Raw genomic sequence first — 17,065 nt, 5'->3', positions numbered from 1 at the left:
ACCGAACGGGCACCATCGACTTTCCACCGCCCCCCTGTTCGAGGAGAAACCCCCGTGCCCGCCGCACCCGCCGCCCTGCCCTTCTTCGTCTACGGCACCCTGCTCACCGGGGAGCGCAACCACGCCGCCTTCCTCGCCGGCCGGTGCGCCGAGGTGCGGGCGGCGGTGCTGGAGGGCGCGGCGCTGCACGAGGGGCCCGGGTTCCCCTACGCCGTACCGGACCCCGCGCCGGGGCGGCGGATCAGCGGCGAACTGGTCACCGTCCACCCGGCCGCCTACCCTCGGGCGCTCGCGGCGCTGGACCGGCTGGAGGACTGCCGGCCGGACGGCCTCGGCGCGTACGTGCGCGAGCGGCTCGCCGTCCGGACGGCGGACGGCGCGACGGCGGACGCCTGGGTGTACCTGGCCGGACCGGCCGCCGCCGCCCGGCTGCGCGCCCACCCGGCGCTGATCGCCTCCGGCGACTGGCGTCGGCGCTGAGAGAACGCGGCCGGGGGCGCGGGCCCGGTGGACCCACGCCCCCGGCGGTGAAGCGGCAGCGGACGGCTCGGCCCGGCGCCCCGTCAGGCCTTGCCGACGCCCTTGGCGATCCGGTCGCCCAGCGCCTTGTCGACATTGCGCCAGTACTGCACCGCCCGCTCCAGCACCGGCTCGCTCACCCCGCCCTGGAGGTGCCCGACGATGTTGGAGACCAGCCGGTCGCGCTGCGCGTCGTCCAGCACCTTGCGCACCATGGTGCCCGCCTGCCCCCAGTCGTCGTCCTCGGCGTGCAGCGAGTAGGCCTCGCGCACCATGTCGCCCGAGCTGTGCCAGCCGGCCGACGGGTCGTCGAACCGCTTGAGGTTCGCCGCCGGGCCGCCCTTGGAGTTCGGCGCGTACGGCGCCGCCGTCCGGGCCGGGTCGAAGCGCATCGGCCCGTCCTTGGCGTAGGAGTGCACCGGCACGTGCGGACGGTTCGGCGGCAGCTGCGCGTAGTTGGGCCCGATCCGGTACCGGTGGGTGTCGGAGTAGGAGAAGATCCGGCCGAGCAGCATCTTGTCCGGCGAGACGCTGATGCCCGGCACCAGGTTGGCCGGCTCGAAGGCGGCCTGCTCGATGTGGACGAAGTAGTCCTCCGGGTTGCGGTTCAGCGTCATCGTCCCGACCCGGATCAGCGGGTAGTCGCCGTGCGGCCACACCTTGGTCAGGTCGAAGGGGTTGAACCGGTAGCCGGGCGCCTCGTCGAACGGCATGATCTGCACGTACAGCGTCCAGGACGGCGGGTTGCCGCCCTCGATCGCCTCCCAGAGGTCCTGCCGGTGCAGGTCCGGGTCCGAGCCGGCCAGCCGGTCGGCGTCCGCCTGGGTGAGGAAGTCGATGCCCTGGTCGGTCTTGAAGTGGTACTTCACCCAGAACCGCTCGCCGCCCGCGTTGATCCACAGATAGGTGTGCGAGCTGTAGCCGTTCATGTGCCGGTACGACTTCGGGATGCCGCGGTCGCCCATCAGCCAGGTGACCTGGTGGGCGGACTCCGGCGAGAGCGTCCAGAAGTCCCACTGCATGTCGTTGTCGCGCAGGCCGTTGTCCGGGCGGCGCTTCTGCGAGCGGATGAAGTCCTGGAACTTGATGGTGTCGCGGACGAAGAAGACCGGCGTGTTGTTGCCGACCAGGTCGTAGTTGCCGTCCTCGGTGTAGAACTTCAGCGCGAAGCCGCGCGGGTCGCGCCAGGTGTCCGGGCTGCCCTGCTCGCCCGCCACGGTCGAGAAGCGGGCCAGCATCTCGGTCCGCCGGCCCGGCTGGAACAGGGTCGCCTTGGTGAACCGGCTGACGTCCTCCGTCGTCTCGAAGACGCCGTACGCCCCGGCCCCCTTGGCGTGCACCACCCGCTCCGGCACCCGCTCCCGGTTGAACTGGGCCATCTTCTCGATCAGGTAGTGGTCGTGGAGCAGGATCGGGCCGTCCCTGCCCACCGTGAGCGAGTTGTCGTCGCTCGGCACCGGGACGCCGGCGTTGTTGGTGGTGTACGGGACCGCTGACTCGGACATGCTGTCCTCCGTTGCGTGCTGAGGTCCCCCCGGAGGTGTTCCCGGCACGACGCTAACCCGCTGCGACCGGGCCCGCACCCTGGCTCACCGGCCGCCGGATACCGCCAGGTAGGCTGCCCACACCCCGATCGACCAGCCGGCGACGACCCACACCCGCCGACCCACCGCCGACCCGCCCCGAGGAGCCCACCGGTGCCCGAGCAGCCACCCCCGATCACCGTCGTCGGGATCGGGGCCGACGGCTGGCCCGGGCTCGCCGGCACCGCCCGCGCCGCGCTGCGGGCGGCCGGCGCCGTGATCGGCGGCCCCCGGCAGCTCGACCTGCTGCCCGCGGACGAGGTGACCGCCGAACGGGTGCCGTGGCCGTCCCCGCTGCGCCCGGCCGTGGCCGGGCTGCTCGACCGGTACGCCGGACGCCCGCTCGCCGTACTGGCCAGCGGCGACCCGATGTTCTACGGCATCGGCCGCACCCTCGCCGAGACCGCCGGCCCCGAACGGCTGCGCGTGCTGCCGCACCCCTCCTCCGTCGCGTACGCCTGCGCCCGGCTCGGCTGGCCGCTGGAGGCCACCGAGGTGGTCAGCCTGGTCGGCCGCCCGCTCGACACCCTGCGGCTCGCCCTCAACCCCGGGCGCCGGCTGCTCGTGCTCAGCGCCGGCGCCGCCACCCCGGCCGCCGTCGCCGGACTGCTCGCCACCAGCGGCCACGGCGCCGCCCGGCTGCACGTCCTCGAACAGCTCGGCGGCCCCGGCGAACGGCACCTCGACGGCCCCGCCGACGGCTGGCCGCACCCGCCCGGCGACCCGCTCAACGTGATCGCCGTCGAGCTCCCCGCCGACGGCCCGCGCACCCCCGTCGTCCCCGGTCTGCCCGACGACGCCTATCGGAGCGACGGCCAGCTGACCAAGCGGCACGTGCGCGCCGCCACCCTGGCCACCCTGGCGCCCGTCCCCGGCGAACTGCTCTGGGACGTCGGCGGCGGCTCCGGCTCGATCGCGATCGAGTGGCTGCGCGCCCACCGCGACAACCGGGCCGTCACCGTGGAACGCGACCCGGTGCGGGCCGAGCGCATCGCCCGCAACGCCGCCGCGCTCGGGGTGCCCCGGCTGCGGGTGGTCACCGGCGCCGCCCCGCGGGCGCTGGCCGGGCTGGCCGCGCCCGACGCGGTGTTCATCGGTGGCGGACTCACCGCGCCCGGCCTGCTGGACGCCTGCTGGACCGCGCTGGCGCCCGGCGGCCGGCTGGTCGCCAACACGGTGACCCTGGAGTCGGAGGCGCTGCTCACCGACCGGTACCGGCGGCACGGCGGGGAGCTGCTGCGGCTCACCGTGGCGCACGCCGTCCCGGTCGGCGGCTTCACCGGCTGGCGCCAGGCGATGCCGGTCACCCAGTGGTCCGTCGTCAAGCCCGCCACCCCGCCCGCGCCCCCCACCTCCGAGGAGAACGCCCCGTGACCGTCCACTTCATCGGGGCCGGCCCCGGCGCCGCCGACCTCATCACCCTGCGCGGCCAGCGGATCCTCGCCCGCGCCGAGGTCTGCCTGTACGCCGGCAGCCTGGTGCCGCGCGAACTGCTCGCCGAGTGCCCGCCCGGCGCCCGGCTGGTCGACACCGCCAACCTCACCCTCGACGCGATCACCGACGAGCTGGTCCGCGCGCACGCCGCCGGACAGGACGTCGCCCGGCTGCACTCCGGCGACCCGTCGGTGTTCAGCGCCGTCGCCGAGCAGATGCGCCGGCTCGACGCGGCCGGGGTGCCGTACGAGGTGGTGCCCGGCGTGCCGGCCTTCGCCGCCGCGGCGGCCGCGCTCAAGCGGGAACTGACCGTGCCGACGGTGGGCCAGACCGTCATCCTCACCCGGATCGCCAAGCGCGCCACCCCGATGCCGCCGGGCGAGGACCTCGCCACGCTGGGCCGCAGCGGCGCCCTGCTGGTGCTGCACCTGGCCGCCGGGTACGTGGACGACGTGGTCGAGCAGCTGCTGCCGCACTACGGGGCCGACTGCCCGGCCGCCGTGGTCGCGATGGCCAGCCGGCCGGACGAGCTGGTGCTGCGCGGCACCGTCGGCGACATCGCCGGACAGGTGAAGGCGGCGGGCGTGGTCCGCACCGCGGTGATCCTGGTCGGGCGCACGCTCGGCGCCGAGCAGTTCCGCGACAGCCACCTCTACTCCGTGGACCGCGAGCGCCCGCACGAGCCCTGCGGCGCGTGAGCGGGGGGAATCGCCCGATGACGCACGTCCTCCTCCTGGGCGGCACCACCGAGGCCCGCGCCCTCGCCGCCGCGCTGGCGGCCGGGCGGCCCGCCCTGCGGGTCACCAGCTCGCTCGCCGGGCGGGTCGCCGAGCCCCGGCTGCCCGCCGGAGAGGTGCGGATCGGCGGCTTCGGCGGCCCCGACGGCCTCGCCGCCTGGCTGCGCGCCGAACGGGTGGACGCGCTGGTGGACGCCACCCACCCGTTCGCCGCCGCGATGTCCCGCAACGCCGCCGAGGCCGCCGCGGCGACCGGCGTACCGCTGCTCGCCCTGCGCCGCCCCGGCTGGGCGCCGGTGCCGGGCGACCGCTGGTTCCGCGTCCCCTCGCTCGCCGCGGCGGCGCGCCTGCTGCCGTCCCTCGGCCGGCGGGTGCTGCTCACCAGCGGCCGGCAGGGCATCGGCGCCTTCGCCCACCTGGACGGCCTGCACTTCGTCGCCCGCTCGGTCGACCCGCCCGAGCCGCCGCTGCCCGCCTCGCTGGAGGTCCTGCTCGACCGCGGCCCGTTCACCCTGGACGGCGAGCGGGCGGTGCTGCGCGAAAACCGGATCGACGTCGTGGTCACCAAGGACAGCGGCGGCGCGGCCACCGCGCCCAAGCTCACCGCGGCCCGCGAACTCGGCCTGCCCGTGGTGGTCGTGGACCGCCCGGCGGCACCGGCCGGCGTCCCGGTCGCGGAGAGCGTCGAGGCCGCGCTGGACTGGCTGGCGGACCGTTAATTCCGTGCCGGGCCGGCGTCCGCCCTGCCACCATGGCCCGATGACGGATGCCTACGACCCGGATGCCTACGACCTCGCCGACGCCGCCCGCACCGAGACCCCGTCGGCCGGCGACGAACGTGCCACCCTGACCGCCTTCCTGGACTTCCAGCGCGACACCTTCGCGATGAAGTGCGCCGGGCTGACCACCGAACAGCTCCGCGCCCGCCCGCTGTCCTCCTCGACGCTCTCCCTGCTCGGCCTGACCCGCCACCTCGCCGAGGTCGAGCGCAGCTGGTTCCGCAACACCCTCAACGACGAGGCCCGCCCCGGCTTCTGGAAGCACCCGGACGGAAGCTTCGCCGAGTTCGACGCCGACGAGGCCGACCCCGACGAGGCCTTCGGCATCTGGCGCCGCGAGTGCGCCCACGCCCGGGAACTCGTCGCCGCCGCCCCGTCGTTGGACGTCCTCGGGTACCTGCGCCCCGGCGGCGGGCAGAGCTGGTCCCTGCGCTGGATCCTCACCCACATGATCGAGGAGTACGCCCGCCACAACGGCCACGCCGACCTCCTTCGCGAACACCTCGACGACCGCACCGGCGAATAGCCCCCACGGAGGAGAAGACGTCGAGCTGGGCCACGAGGCCGGGCGCGCCGTCGGCCTGGTCCGGGCCGGCCGCTCCCCCCGGGCGCTCAACAACCCGCTGTTCGTCGACTACCTGACCACCGGACTGGACACCGCGTACCTGCTGGCGGGCCTGCACGGCTGAGGCCGCGGCCTCGCGGGTGCGCGGCCGCGGCCTCGGTGCCGTCCGGCGGGGCCGGTCCGGGCTCAGATGTCGCGGAACGTCTCGATCTGGGCGCCGATGGAGTTGAGGCGCTCGGCGAGGTCCTCGTAGCCGCGGTTGATGACGTAGACGTTGCGCAGGACCGAGGTGCCCTTGGCGGCGAGCATCGCGAGGAGGATGACCACGGCGGGGCGCAGGGCCGGCGGGCAGACCATCTCGGCGGCGCGCCAGCGGGTCGGACCCTGGACCAGGACGCGGTGCGGGTCGAGGAGCTTGATGTCCGCGCCGAGCCGGGTGAGTTCGGTGAGGTAGATGGCGCGGTTGTCGTAGACCCAGTCGTGGATCATCGTGGTGCCGTGGGCGGCCGCGGCGATGGCGGCGAAGAACGGCACGTTGTCGATGTTGATGCCGGGGAAGGGCATCGGGTGGATGGTGTCGACCGGCGCGGTGAGCTTGGAGGGGCGCACGGTGAGGTCGACCAGCCGGGTGCGGCCGTTGTGGGCGGCGTACTCCGGGGTGCGGTCGTAGTCCAGGCCCATGCCCTCCAGCACCGCGAGCTCGATCTCCAGGAACTCGATCGGCACCCGGCGGATGGTCAGCTCGGAGGAGGTGACCACGGCGGCGGCGAGCAGGCTCATCGCCTCGACCGGGTCCTCGGCCGGCGTGTAGTCGACGTCGCAGGTGATCTGCGGGACGCCGTGCACGGTGAGGGTGGTGGTGCCGATGCCCTCGATCCGCACGCCCAGCTTCTCCAGGAAGAAGCAGAGGTCCTGGACCATGTAGTTGGGCGAGGCGTTGCGGATGACGCTGACGCCGTCGTGGCGGGCGGCGGCGAGCAGGGCGTTCTCGGTGACGGTGTCCCCGCGCTCGGTCAGCACGATCGGGCGGTCCAGCGGGGTGCCGGGCTGGACGGAGGCGTGGTAGGCGCCGCCGGTGGTGGCGACCTCCAGGCCGAACCGGCGCAGAGCGGTGAGGTGCGGCTGGACGGTGCGGGTGCCGAGGTCGCAGCCGCCGGCGTAGGGGATGGCGAAGCTGTCGGCACGGTGCATCAGCGGGCCGAGGAACATCAGCACGCTGCGGGTGCGGCGGGCGGCCTCGACGTCCATGCCGGCGAGGTCGAGCTCGGCGGGCGGGGTGAGTTCGAGGTCGCGGCCGTCGTTGATCCAGCGGCTCCTGACGCCGATGCTGGTGAGCACCTCCAGGATCCGGTAGACCTCCTCGATGCGGGCCACGCTGCGCAGGGTGGTGCGGCCGGTGGTCAGCAGCGAGGCGCAGAGGATGGCCACGCAGGCGTTCTTGCTGCTGCGGACGTCGATCGCGCCGGAGAGGGTGGTGCCGCCGGCGACCCGCAGGTGCATCGGGCCGGCGTAGCCGAGGGAGACGATCTCGCTGTCGAGCGCTTCGCCGATGCGAGCGATCATCTCAAGGCTGACGTTCTGCTTGCCCTGCTCGATGCGGTTGACCGCGCTCTGGCTGGTGCCGAGGGCCTCGCCGAGCTGGGCCTGGGACCAGCCGCGGTGCTGACGCGCGGTACGGATGAGGGTGCCGATACGGGTGAGGTAGTCGCCTGTCACTCGCCAGACCATATCTCATGGCTGAGATAGCGACAGAACCGACCCCTGGCGTGGCGCGACTTTTGTCCGTTTCTCACCCCGTATGACCGTCAGATCTTCACATCACAGCGAAGTTCCTGGGACGGACCTGAGACAGAAGTACGAAGCGCTCACGGCCCGAGCGGCCCCAGCGGCTCCGCCCGGCCGACGATCGTCCCGGCCCGGTCGATGCAGATGACGTCCACCGCGACCGGCGAACCCACCAGCACCCCGAGCGCGGTGGCCCGCGCCGCCTCCGCCACCAGGTCGCCCAGCGGCACCCCGGCCGCCCGGCAGAGCCGGATCGCCTCCAGCCCGGTGTTGGCCGCCGCGACCGCCGCCGCCAGCTCCTCGTCCGCGCCGCCCGTGCGGGCGAGCGCGGCCAGGTAGCCCTTGTCCACCTGGGAGCGCGCCGAGTGCAGGTCGAGGTGGCCGGCGGCGAGCTTGGAGAGCTTGGCGAAGCCCCCGGCGATGGTCAGCCGCGGCACCGGGTGGCGCTTGAGGTACTTGAGCACCGCGCCGGCGAAGTCGCCCATGTCGAGCAGCGCGTCCTCGGGCAGACCGTGCACGGCGACGGCCGTCCGCTCCGAGGTCGAGCCGGTGCACCCGGCCACATGGGTGCGCCCGGCGGCGCGCGCCACGTCCACCCCGCGCCGGATCGAGTCGATCCACGCGGAGCAGGAGTAGGGGACGACGATCCCGGTGGTGCCGAGGATGGAGAGCCCGCCGAGGATGCCCAGCCGGGGGTTCCAGGTGGAGCGGGCGATCTCCTCGCCGTGGTCGACGGAGATCTCCACCACCACGTCCCCGGTGCCCCCGCACTCGGCCGCCACCTCGGCGACCGCCTCCCGGATCAGCTGCCGGGGCACCGGGTTGACGGCCGGCTCGCCGACCGGCAGCGGCAGCCCGGGCTTGGTGACGGTGCCCACGCCCGGCCCGGCCCGGAACACCACGCCCGCGCCCGGCTCCCCGGCCCACACCGTGGACCGCACCAGCGCGCCGTGCGTCACATCGGGGTCGTCCCCGGCGTCCTTCACCACCCCGGCCATCGCCCGCCGGCCGCCCGCTTCCTCGGTCAGCCCCTCCGCCGCCAGCGCGAACGCCGGCCGCTGCCCCTTCGGCAGGACGATCTCCACCGGGTCCGGGAACTCCCCGGTGAGCAGCGCCCGGTACGCCGCCTTGGTCGCCGCCGTGGCACACGCCCCGGTCGTCCAGCCGTGCCGCAGCCCACTGCTCCTCAGCTGCCCGGCCCGCCCACCGGCCTCGCTCACGACGGTCTCCTCGCATCCCGATCGCATCCGCAAACGTGCTCCATCCTCCCCTGCCGCCCGACCTGCGGCGCGGCCGGGTGCGCGGCCCGCCCCGGCCCGGCGTACCTCAAGTACTTGACGTACGCCCCGTGCATGTGCACGCTGGCCGGAGGACCACCGAGGAGGCAGCCATGTCCGCAGTCCACTTCGACAGCTACACCGAGGCCCGTACGCACCTCAAGGACCTCCTCGACGCCGCGGCCGAGGGCCGGGTGGCGACAGTACGGCGGGAGTCCGGCCGAGCGGCAGTGGTGGACGTCGAACGGCTGCGTCACTACCTCGCGATGGTCTGCCCGTCGAAGGCCGAGGTCGTGGCGGAGGCCGACGGCTGGTCCGTGTTCATCCCCGGCCTGCCGGTGGCAGCCGACGGGGCGAGTTTCGACGAGGCCATAGCGGAAATGGTGCAGGCGTTGCGCGAGTACGCCGAAGACTGGCAGGACCGGCTGCGGACCGCCCCCAACCACCTGGACCACTGGGGGCTGGTGCAGTTGGTCTCGCTGAGCGACGACGAGCAACTCGCCGCCTGGCTGGTGGGGGTCGAGCGGTGACGCACCCGCAGCCCGACCGGGAACGCCACGACCGGTTCTGCCGGACCGAAGGCTGGGACCGGGTCCGCGACGCGCGCGGACGGACCGGCACCCATGACGTCACGTACGAGCTGTCGCTCCGCGACGGCCGGATCCTGCGAACCCGGATCTCCCACCCGGTGGACCGGACGGCCTACGGCCCGTCCATGTGGAGCCACATCCTCCGCGACCAACTCGATGTCACGGAGGACGAGTTCTGGGACTGTGTGCAGCTCGGCCGGATCCCCGGCCGGAGTGCGCCCGAGCCGCCCAAGGAGTCCCTGCCGGCCGACCTCGTCTACCTGCTGCTCCATCGGGTCGGGCTCACCGAGGCGACCGTGGCCGGGCTCTCCCGAGAGGAGGCCCTGGCCAGGTTGCAGCAGTACTGGACCGACGGCAGCTGAGTACGGCCGGCCCGGGCCCGCGTGGAGGCCCGGGCCCGCGCCGGGTCAGGCCTCCGGGTAGCGGCGGGGGGTCCAGGTGACGTCGGGGTGCGGGGGGCGGGGGACGTGCCGGGTCTGGGAGGAGCCGATGAGCAGGATGGTGCGCATGTCCACCTCGGCGGGGTCGAGGTCGGCGAGGCGGACGGTGCGCACCCGCTCGGTGGGGCCGCCGACGTCGCGGGCCAGCACCACCGGGGTCCCGGGCTCCCGGTACTCCAGGAGGAGGTCGCGGGCGAGGCCGACCTGGGTGGTGCGGGACTTCGAGCCGGGGTTGTACAGGGCGAGCACGAGGTCCGCCGCGGCGGCGGCGCGCAGCCGGGCGGCGACGACGTCCCAGGGCTTGAGGCGGTCGGAGAGCGAGACCACCGCGTAGTCGTGGCCGAGCGGGGCGCCGGCCCGGGAGGCGGCCGCGTGGGCGGCCGTCATGCCGGGGACGATCCGCACCGGGACGTCCCGGTAGGCCTCCTCGCAGGCGACCTCCAGGACGGCGGTGGCCATCGCGAACACGCCCGGGTCGCCGGAGGAGACCACCACCACCCGGTGGCCGCGGCGGGCCAGGTCGAGGGCGAACTCGGCGCGCTCGGACTCCACCTTGTTGTCGGAGCCGTGCCGGGCCTGGCCGGGGCGCACCGGCACCCGGTCCAGGTAGGTGGTGTAGCCGACCAGGTCGGTGGCGGCGGACAGCGCGCCGCGCGCCTCGGGGGTGAGCCAGAGCGGGCCGGCCGGGCCGGTGCCGACGACGGTGACGCTGCCGGGTCCGCTCAGGTCGGGCGCCGGGGGCTCCAGCGGGGCGACCCTGCTGGGCAGCACGGCCACCGAGAAGTAGGGCACGCCCTCGGGGTCGACCGAGGCCAGCGGCGCCGTCCGCTCGCCCGCCATGAACGCCCGCTCGACGTACTGGGCGTCGGCCAGCCGGCCGGCCCGCTCCAGGGCGCGGCGCACGGTCGGGAAGGTGCGGCCGAGCTTCATCACGACGGCGGAGTCCGCGGCGGCCAGCCGCGCGGTCAGCTCCTCCTCCGGCAGGGTGCCGGGGATGACGGTGAGCGTCTCCTCGGCCTCGGTGAGCGGCTGGCCGAGCCGGGCGGCGGCGGCGCTGACCGAGGTCACGCCGGGCACCACCTCGGTCGGGTAGCGGTGGGCCAGGCGCTTGTGCATGTGCTGGTAGGAGCCGTAGAAGAACGGGTCCCCCTCGGCGAGCACCACGACGTCGCGGCCGGCGTCCAGGTGGGCGGCCAGCCGGGCGGCGGCCTCCTCGTAGAAGTCGTCCAGCGCGCCCCGGTAGCCGCCGGGGTGGTCGGTGGTCTCGACGGTGATCGGGTAGACCAGCGGCTCCTCTATCTGACCGCCCGTCAGATAGCGTTCGGCGATGGACCGGGCGATGGACCGGCCGTGCCGGGCGCTGTGGTACGCCACCACGTCGGCCCCGCCGATGAGTTCGGCGGCGCGGACGGTGACCAGCGAGGGGTCGCCGGGGCCGAGGCCCACGCCGTAGAGCCGGCCGGTGCTGTGCTGCTGCTGCGTCACTCTTCCTCGCTCGCAATCGCGTTGATCGCGGCGGCGGCCATCGCGCTGCCGCCGCGCCGGCCGCGGACCACCAGGTGCTCCAGGCCGGCCGGGTGGGCGGCCAGCGCCTCCTTGGACTCGGCCGCGCCGATGAAGCCGACCGGTACGCCGATCACCGCGGCCGGGCGCGGGGCGCCGGCCTCGATCAGCTCCAGCAGGCGGAAGAGCGAGGTCGGCGCGTTGCCGACGGCGACCACGGCACCCTCCAGCCGGGGCAGCCACAGCTCCATCGCGGCGGCGCTGCGGGTGTTGCCCATCGCCCGGGCCAGCTCGGGCACCGACGGGTCGGCGAGGGTGCAGATCACCTCGTTGCCGGCCGGCAGCCGCTTGCGGGTGACGCCGCTGGCGACCATGTTGACGTCGCACAGGATCGGCGCACCGGCGCGCAGGGCGGCGCGCGCCGAGGCGACCACGCCCGGCGAGTACACCAGGTCCTCGACCAGGTCGACCATGCCGCAGGCGTGGATCATCCGCACCGCGACCTGGGAGACGTCCGCCGGCAGCGCGGCGAGGTCGGCCTCGGCCCGGATGGTGGCAAAGGACTGGCGGTAGATGGCCGCGCCGTCCTTCTCGTACTCGATCACGTGGTGGTCCTCCGGGCCGCGGCGACCGCCGCGGCCATCTCCTCGTTCGTCACTTCCACGGCGGTGTCCCGCCCCTGCGGCGCGCCGTCCACCGCCACCCGGTACCCGCGCCCGGTCGCCAGCACGTCCACCCGGCGGCCGGCCGGGTGGCCGCAGCGGCGCTCGCAGCCCGACCAGTGCACCGGCAGGCCGCCGACGTCCGCCGGGGCGCCGTCCAGCGCCCGGGCCGCGTCGGCCCGGACGTCGGCCCGCGACTTCGCGCAGCCCGGCAGCCCGGTGCAGGCGCTCGCGCCGTCCCAGGCCGTCCCGGACCGGGTCCGCAGCCCGGCCGCGGCCAGGGCGGCGAGCCGCTCCGCGGGGGCGCCGGGCAGCACCGCGCCGCGCCACGGGGTGAGCCGGATCTCGCCCTCGGCGGCGTGCGCCAGGCTGCGCCACTGCCCGGTGGAGGCCCGGCCGAAACGCAGGCCGACGTGCAGTCCGCCCCCGGGCAGGGCCCCCAGCGGCGGGCGGGTGCCGGGCAGTACGGGCATCGGCAGCGGGCCGGGGGGCAGCAGCTCGGGCACCTCGCGCAGGTGCCAGGCCCGCACGCCGGCGGCGCGCTGGGCGTCCAGGAACCCGCGGGCCGCCTCCAGCGCCGCGCCGACCGCCCGCCCGGCGGGCACCGGCCGCACGGTGGCGGCCCGGCCCAGGCGCAGCAGGGCGGCGCCGTCCGGGCCTGCGATCAATGTCACATCGGCGTCCAGTGCGGCGACGTCGCCGCTGCCGTCGTCCAGGGCGAACAGGAACTTGCCGGACAGGCCGGTCGCCCAGGGGGCCGCGCACAGGGCCAGGTCGAGTTCGCGGGCCCAGGCCCGCACATCGGCCGGGCCGGCGGCGGGGCCGGGCGAGGCGACGATGTTGCGCACCCGCTCGTGGGTGTCGGAGGGCAGCAGTCCGGCGGCGCGCAGCCGCCCGCCGAGTTCGCCGCCGCAGTCCGAAGCCAGGCCTCGCAGCTGGACGTTGCCGCGCGAGGTGACCTCCAACCGGCCGTCGCCGAGCTCCCGCGCCGCGTCGGCCAGCACCAGCGCCTGACCGACCGTCAGCAGGCCGCCGGGCAGCCGGACCCGGGCCAGGGCGCCGTCGTCGGCCGGGTGCAGTCGAAGCGCCCCGGGGCAGGCGTCCGGACGCGCCCGGTCGGGCACGGCGGCGCCCGGCGCGGCGGCGTCGGGTTCGGGAGGCATGGCGGCGAGCATACAGATGCTCCGCCGGGTTGACGCCGTACCGTCGGTCACACGTACGACCCCGCCCGGCGGGCCCGTGACCTGCACTCCCCCGGGCCCGCCGCAACCCCGTACGATGCTCGCGGGCGGTCCCGCGGACCGTCCGCACGCCAGCGACGGCGCAGGGGAGGAAACCGGTGCGAACCCGGTGCGGTCCCGCCACTGTGACCGCGGTTCACCGGGAGTCCGGGGAGTCGCGGGAGCCAGGAACTCCTGCCGTCCTCCACCGGCCCGGGGCGCGGACCCCGAGGAAGGCTTGATGCCATGCGCCGCCGCATGCCCGCGATCCCGCGGTCGCCCATGCCCATGCCTGTCCCCGCACCCGCCCCCGTGCCGGCCCCCATGTCCGCCGGAGAGGCCGGGAGGGCCTTCGCATGATCCTGCTGCTGTCGACGTCCGACACCGACCTGCTGAGCGCCCGCGCCTGCGAGGGGCCGGTGCGCTACCGGCTCGGCAACCCGGCCCGGCTGACGCCCGAGGACCTGCCCGCCCTGCTGGAGGGCACCGACCTGGTCGTGGTCCGGCTGCTCGGCGGCCGCCGCGCCTGGCAGGAGGGCCTGGACGCGCTGCTCGCCGGCCCCCGCCCGGTGGTCGTGCTGACCGGCGAACAGGCCCCCGACGCCCAGCTGATGGAGCTGTCCACCGTCCCGGCCGGCATCGCCGCCGAGGCGCACGCCTACCTGGCGCACGGCGGCGCGGCCAACCTCGCCGAGCTGGCCGCCTTCCTCTCCGACACCGTGCTGCTCACCGGCCACGGCTTCGCCCCGCCGGCCTCCGCCCCGGCCTGGGGCCCGCTGGAGCGCGAGGCCCGCACCACCGAGGGCCCGACCGTCGCGGTGCTCTACTACCGCGCCCACCACATGAGCGGCAACACCGCCTTCGTGGAGACCCTCTGCCGGGCGATCGAGGACCGGGGCGCGCAGGCCCGGGCGTACTACTGCGCCTCGCTGCGCGGCGCCGAGCCGGAGCTGCTGGCCGCCCTCGGCGAGGCCGACGCCCTGGTCACCACCGTGCTCGCGGCCGGCGGCACCCGCCCCGCCGACGCGCAGGCCGGCGGCGACGAGGAGGCCTGGGACGCCGGCGCGCTGGCCGCGCTGGACCGGCCGATCCTCCAGGCGCTCTGCCTGACCTGGTCGCGCGCCCAGTGGGAGGCCAGCGACGACGGCCTGTCCCCGCTGGACACCGCCACCCAGATCGCGGTGCCGGAGTTCGACGGCCGGCTGATCACCGTCCCGTTCTCCTTCAAGGAGCTGGACGAGGACGGCCTGACCGTCTACGCCGCCGACGAGGAGCGCGCCGCCCGGGTCGCCGGGGTCGCCGTCGCGCACGCCCGGCTGCGGCACGTGCCGGCCGCCGAGCGCCGCCTCGCGCTGGTGCTGTCCGCGTACCCGACCAAGCACGCCCGGGTCGGCAACGCCGTCGGCCTGGACACCCCGGCCAGCGCGATCCGGCTGCTGACCGCGCTGCGCGCCGAGGGCATGGACCTCGGCGACGAGCTGCCCGGCCTGGACACGGACACCGACGACGGCCATGAGGGGGACGCCCTCATCCACGCGCTGATCGCGGCCGGCGGCTACGACCAGGACTGGCTCACCGAGGAGCAGCTGGCCCGCAACCCGGTGCGCATCCCGGCCGCCGACTACCGCCGCTGGTACGCCGGTCTGCCCGAGGGCCTGCGCACCCGGGTCGAGGAGCACTGGGGCCCGGCCCCCGGCGAGCTGTACGTCGACCGCTCGCAGAACCCGGACGGCGACATCGTGCTCGCCGCGATCCGCTCCGGGAACCTGCTGGTGCTCATCCAGCCGCCGCGCGGCTTCGGCGAGAACCCGGTCGCGATCTACCACGACCCGGACCTCCCGCCGTCCCACCACTACCTGGCCGCCTACCGCTGGATCGCCGCCGCGCAGGCCGACGGCGGCTTCGGGGCGCACGCCGTGGTGCACCTCGGCAAGCACGGCAACCTGGAGTGGCTGCCCGGCAAGACGGCCGCGCTGTCCGCCGAGTGCGGCCCGGACGCGGTGCTCGGCGACCTGCCGCTGGTCTACCCGTTCCTGGTCAACGACCCCGGCGAGGGCACCCAGGCCAAGCGCCGCGCCCACGCCACCCTGGTCGACCACCTGGTGCCGCCGATGGCCCGCGCCGACTCCTACGGCGACATCGCCCGCCTGGAGCAGCTGCTCGACGAGCACTCCAACATCGCCGCGATGGACCCGTCGAAGCTGCCCGCGATCCGCGCCCAGATCTGGACGCTGATCCAGGCCGCCAGGCTCGACCACGACCTCGGCCTGGACGAGCGCCCCGAGGACGACGGCTTCGACGACTTCCTGCTGCACGTCGACGGCTGGCTCTGCGAGGTCAAGGACGCCCAGATCCGCGACGGGCTGCACGTCCTCGGCCAGGCCCCGGTGGGCACCGACCGGGTCAACATCGTGCTCGCCATCCTGCGCGCCCGGCAGATCTGGGGCGGCGTCAGCGCGCTGCCCGGCCTGCGCGAGGCGCTCGGACTGGACGAGGCCGCGCTCACCCTCGGCGCCACCGACGCGGCCGAGGCCAAGGCCCGCGAGCTGGTCGAGGCGATGGAGGCCGCCGACTGGGCGCCGGAGGCGGTCGGGAAGGTCGCCGCCGGACTCCCGGAGGCCGTCCGCGAGGTGCTGGACTTCGCCGCCGGCCAGGTCGTGCCGAGGCTCGCCGCGACCACCGGCGAGCTGGACTCCGTGCTGCACGCGCTGCGCGGCGGCTTCGTCCCCGCCGGCCCGTCCGGCTCGCCGCTGCGCGGGCTGGTCAACGTGCTGCCGACCGGCCGCAACTTCTACTCCGTCGACCCCAAGGCGGTCCCCAGCAAGCTCGCCTGGGAGACCGGGCAGGCGCTCGCCGCCTCGCTGGTCGAGCGCTACCGGGCCGACAACGACGGCGCCTACCCGCCCTCGGTCGGCCTGTCGCTGTGGGGCACCAGCGCGATGCGCACCGCCGGCGACGACATCGCCGAGGCGTTCGCGCTGCTCGGCGTCCGCCCGGTCTGGGACGACGCCTCACGCCGGGTCACCGGCCTGGAGGCGATCGGGCTCGACGAGCTGGGCCGCCCGCGGATCGACGTCACGCTGCGCATCTCCGGCTTCTTCCGGGACGCCTTCCCGCACGTGGTCGCGCTGCTGGACGACGCCGTCCGGTTGGCGGCCGCCCAGGAGGAGCCCGAGGCGGACAACCACGTGCGCGCCCACGTCCAGGCCGACCTCGCCGTGCACGGCGACGAGCGCAAGGCCACCGTGCGCGTCTTCGGCTCCCGCCCCGGCACCTACGGCGCGGGCCTGCTGCAGCTGATCGACAGCCGCGACTGGCGCACCGACGCCGACCTCGCCGAGGTGTACACGGTCTGGGGCGGCTACGCGTACGGACGCGGGCTGGACGGGCGCCCGGCCCGCGAGGAGATGGAGACCGCGTACAAGCGGATCACCGTCGCCGCGAAGAACACCGACACCCGCGAGCACGACATCGCCGACTCGGACGACTACTTCCAGTACCACGGCGGCATGGTGGCCACCGTGCGCGCGCTCACCGGCAAGGCGCCGACCGCGTACATCGGCGACTCCACCCGCCCGGAGACGGTCCGCACCCGCACCCTGACCGAGGAGGCGGCCCGGGTCTTCCGCGCCCGGGTGGTCAACCCGCGCTGGATCGAGGCGATGCGGCGGCACGGCTACAAGGGCGCGTTCGAGATGGCCGCGACCGTCGACTACCTCTTCGGGTACGACGCCACCACCGGCGTGGTCGCGGACTGGATGTACGAGAAGCTCACCCAGGAGTACGTGCTGGACCCGGTGAACCGGGAGTTCCTGGCGGGCGCCAACCCGTGGGCGCTGCACGGGATCAGCGAGCGGCTGCTGGAGGCGGCGAGCCGGGGGCTGTGGGAGCGGCCGGACCCGGAGCTGATCGAGCAGCTGCAGGCCGCGTTCCTGGAGACCGAGGGCGACCTGGAGGGCGACGGCGAGTAG

14 protein-coding genes and 1 riboswitch are annotated in these 17,065 nt (G+C 75.2%); of the genes, 8 read left to right on the top strand and 6 right to left on the bottom strand.

Translation table 11 applies throughout. The features are described from left to right. Positions 1–54 precede the first annotated feature (54 nt). Positions 55–480: a gamma-glutamylcyclotransferase family protein gene (locus ACFVVU_RS25210; protein WP_380689759.1), complete on the top strand. Its 426-nt coding sequence runs from the start codon at positions 55–57 to the stop codon at positions 478–480. An 83-nt stretch (positions 481–563) separates the two neighbouring features. Here the strand turns inward: ACFVVU_RS25210 and ACFVVU_RS25205 are convergent, their stop codons facing one another. Continuing rightward, positions 564–2,024 (bottom strand): catalase, encoded by a 1,461-nt coding sequence (locus ACFVVU_RS25205; protein WP_387792348.1) that lies wholly within the window; start codon positions 2,022–2,024, stop codon positions 564–566. Between the two features lie 192 nt (positions 2,025–2,216). On the opposite strand from ACFVVU_RS25205, the gene cbiE reads away from it, so the two are divergent. From cbiE to ACFVVU_RS25185, 4 genes are read left to right on the top strand one after another with little or no spacing between them, the layout of a single operon-like run. Next, the gene (gene cbiE, locus ACFVVU_RS25200) at positions 2,217–3,476 is read left to right on the top strand and encodes a precorrin-6y C5,15-methyltransferase (decarboxylating) subunit CbiE (RefSeq protein WP_380688422.1); all 1,260 of its coding nucleotides are present in this window, start codon (positions 2,217–2,219) and stop codon (positions 3,474–3,476) included. Continuing rightward, positions 3,473–4,234 (top strand): precorrin-4 C(11)-methyltransferase, encoded by a 762-nt coding sequence (gene cobM, locus ACFVVU_RS25195; RefSeq protein WP_380688420.1) that lies wholly within the window; start codon positions 3,473–3,475, stop codon positions 4,232–4,234. Before cbiE ends, cobM begins: the two co-directional genes overlap by 4 nt. 17 nt (positions 4,235–4,251) lie before the next feature. After that, positions 4,252–4,992 carry a cobalt-precorrin-6A reductase gene (locus ACFVVU_RS25190; protein WP_380688417.1) on the top strand — a complete coding sequence of 247 codons (741 nt, stop codon included), beginning with the start codon at positions 4,252–4,254 and terminating at the stop codon, positions 4,990–4,992. Between the two features lie 40 nt (positions 4,993–5,032). Further along, positions 5,033–5,578, top strand: coding sequence for a DinB family protein (locus ACFVVU_RS25185; RefSeq protein ID WP_387792346.1), 546 nt, complete (start codon positions 5,033–5,035; stop codon positions 5,576–5,578). Between the two features lie 225 nt (positions 5,579–5,803). Here the strand turns inward: ACFVVU_RS25185 and ACFVVU_RS25180 are convergent, their stop codons facing one another. Next, positions 5,804–7,333 (bottom strand): UDP-N-acetylglucosamine 1-carboxyvinyltransferase, encoded by a 1,530-nt coding sequence (locus ACFVVU_RS25180; RefSeq protein WP_387792343.1) that lies wholly within the window; start codon positions 7,331–7,333, stop codon positions 5,804–5,806. A 149-nt stretch (positions 7,334–7,482) separates the two neighbouring features. Then, entirely contained in the window at positions 7,483–8,649 is a 1,167-nt protein-coding gene (locus tag ACFVVU_RS25175; protein ID WP_387792341.1) for a cobalt-precorrin-5B (C(1))-methyltransferase, read from the bottom strand. Between the two features lie 143 nt (positions 8,650–8,792). On the opposite strand from ACFVVU_RS25175, the gene ACFVVU_RS25170 reads away from it, so the two are divergent. Both ACFVVU_RS25170 and ACFVVU_RS25165 read left to right on the top strand, forming a co-directional pair. Then, positions 8,793–9,209, top strand: coding sequence for a prevent-host-death protein (locus ACFVVU_RS25170; protein WP_387792339.1), 417 nt, complete (start codon positions 8,793–8,795; stop codon positions 9,207–9,209). Beyond that, the gene (locus ACFVVU_RS25165) at positions 9,206–9,631 is read left to right on the top strand and encodes a cytotoxic translational repressor of toxin-antitoxin stability system (protein WP_380683222.1); all 426 of its coding nucleotides are present in this window, start codon (positions 9,206–9,208) and stop codon (positions 9,629–9,631) included. Before ACFVVU_RS25170 ends, ACFVVU_RS25165 begins: the two co-directional genes overlap by 4 nt. A 45-nt stretch (positions 9,632–9,676) precedes the next feature. Here the strand turns inward: ACFVVU_RS25165 and ACFVVU_RS25160 are convergent, their stop codons facing one another. The 3 genes from ACFVVU_RS25160 to ACFVVU_RS25150 are packed head-to-tail and all read right to left on the bottom strand — an operon-like array spanning position 9,677 to position 13,037. Beyond that, positions 9,677–11,194, bottom strand: a complete 1,518-nt coding sequence (locus ACFVVU_RS25160) for a precorrin-2 C(20)-methyltransferase (RefSeq protein WP_387792338.1) — start codon at positions 11,192–11,194, stop codon at positions 9,677–9,679. Next, the gene (locus ACFVVU_RS25155; RefSeq protein ID WP_380683224.1) at positions 11,191–11,817 is read right to left on the bottom strand and encodes a precorrin-8X methylmutase; all 627 of its coding nucleotides are present in this window, start codon (positions 11,815–11,817) and stop codon (positions 11,191–11,193) included. The genes ACFVVU_RS25160 and ACFVVU_RS25155 overlap by 4 nt, the downstream gene beginning before the upstream one ends. Next, positions 11,814–13,037, bottom strand: coding sequence for a cobalamin biosynthesis protein CobG (locus tag ACFVVU_RS25150; RefSeq protein WP_387792336.1), 1,224 nt, complete (start codon positions 13,035–13,037; stop codon positions 11,814–11,816). Before ACFVVU_RS25150 ends, ACFVVU_RS25155 begins: the two co-directional genes overlap by 4 nt. 166 nt (positions 13,038–13,203) lie before the next feature. Continuing rightward, positions 13,204–13,289, top strand: a riboswitch (cobalamin riboswitch). Between the two features lie 161 nt (positions 13,290–13,450). On the opposite strand from ACFVVU_RS25150, the gene cobN reads away from it, so the two are divergent. Further along, positions 13,451–17,065 carry a cobaltochelatase subunit CobN gene (gene cobN / locus ACFVVU_RS25145; protein WP_387792334.1) on the top strand — a complete coding sequence of 1,205 codons (3,615 nt, stop codon included), beginning with the start codon at positions 13,451–13,453 and terminating at the stop codon, positions 17,063–17,065.

It is taken from the genome of Kitasatospora sp. NPDC057965 (assembly GCF_042887135.1).
Taxonomy (GTDB): domain Bacteria; phylum Actinomycetota; class Actinomycetes; order Streptomycetales; family Streptomycetaceae; genus Kitasatospora.
This window is presented reverse-complemented; position numbering and strand designations above follow the sequence as displayed.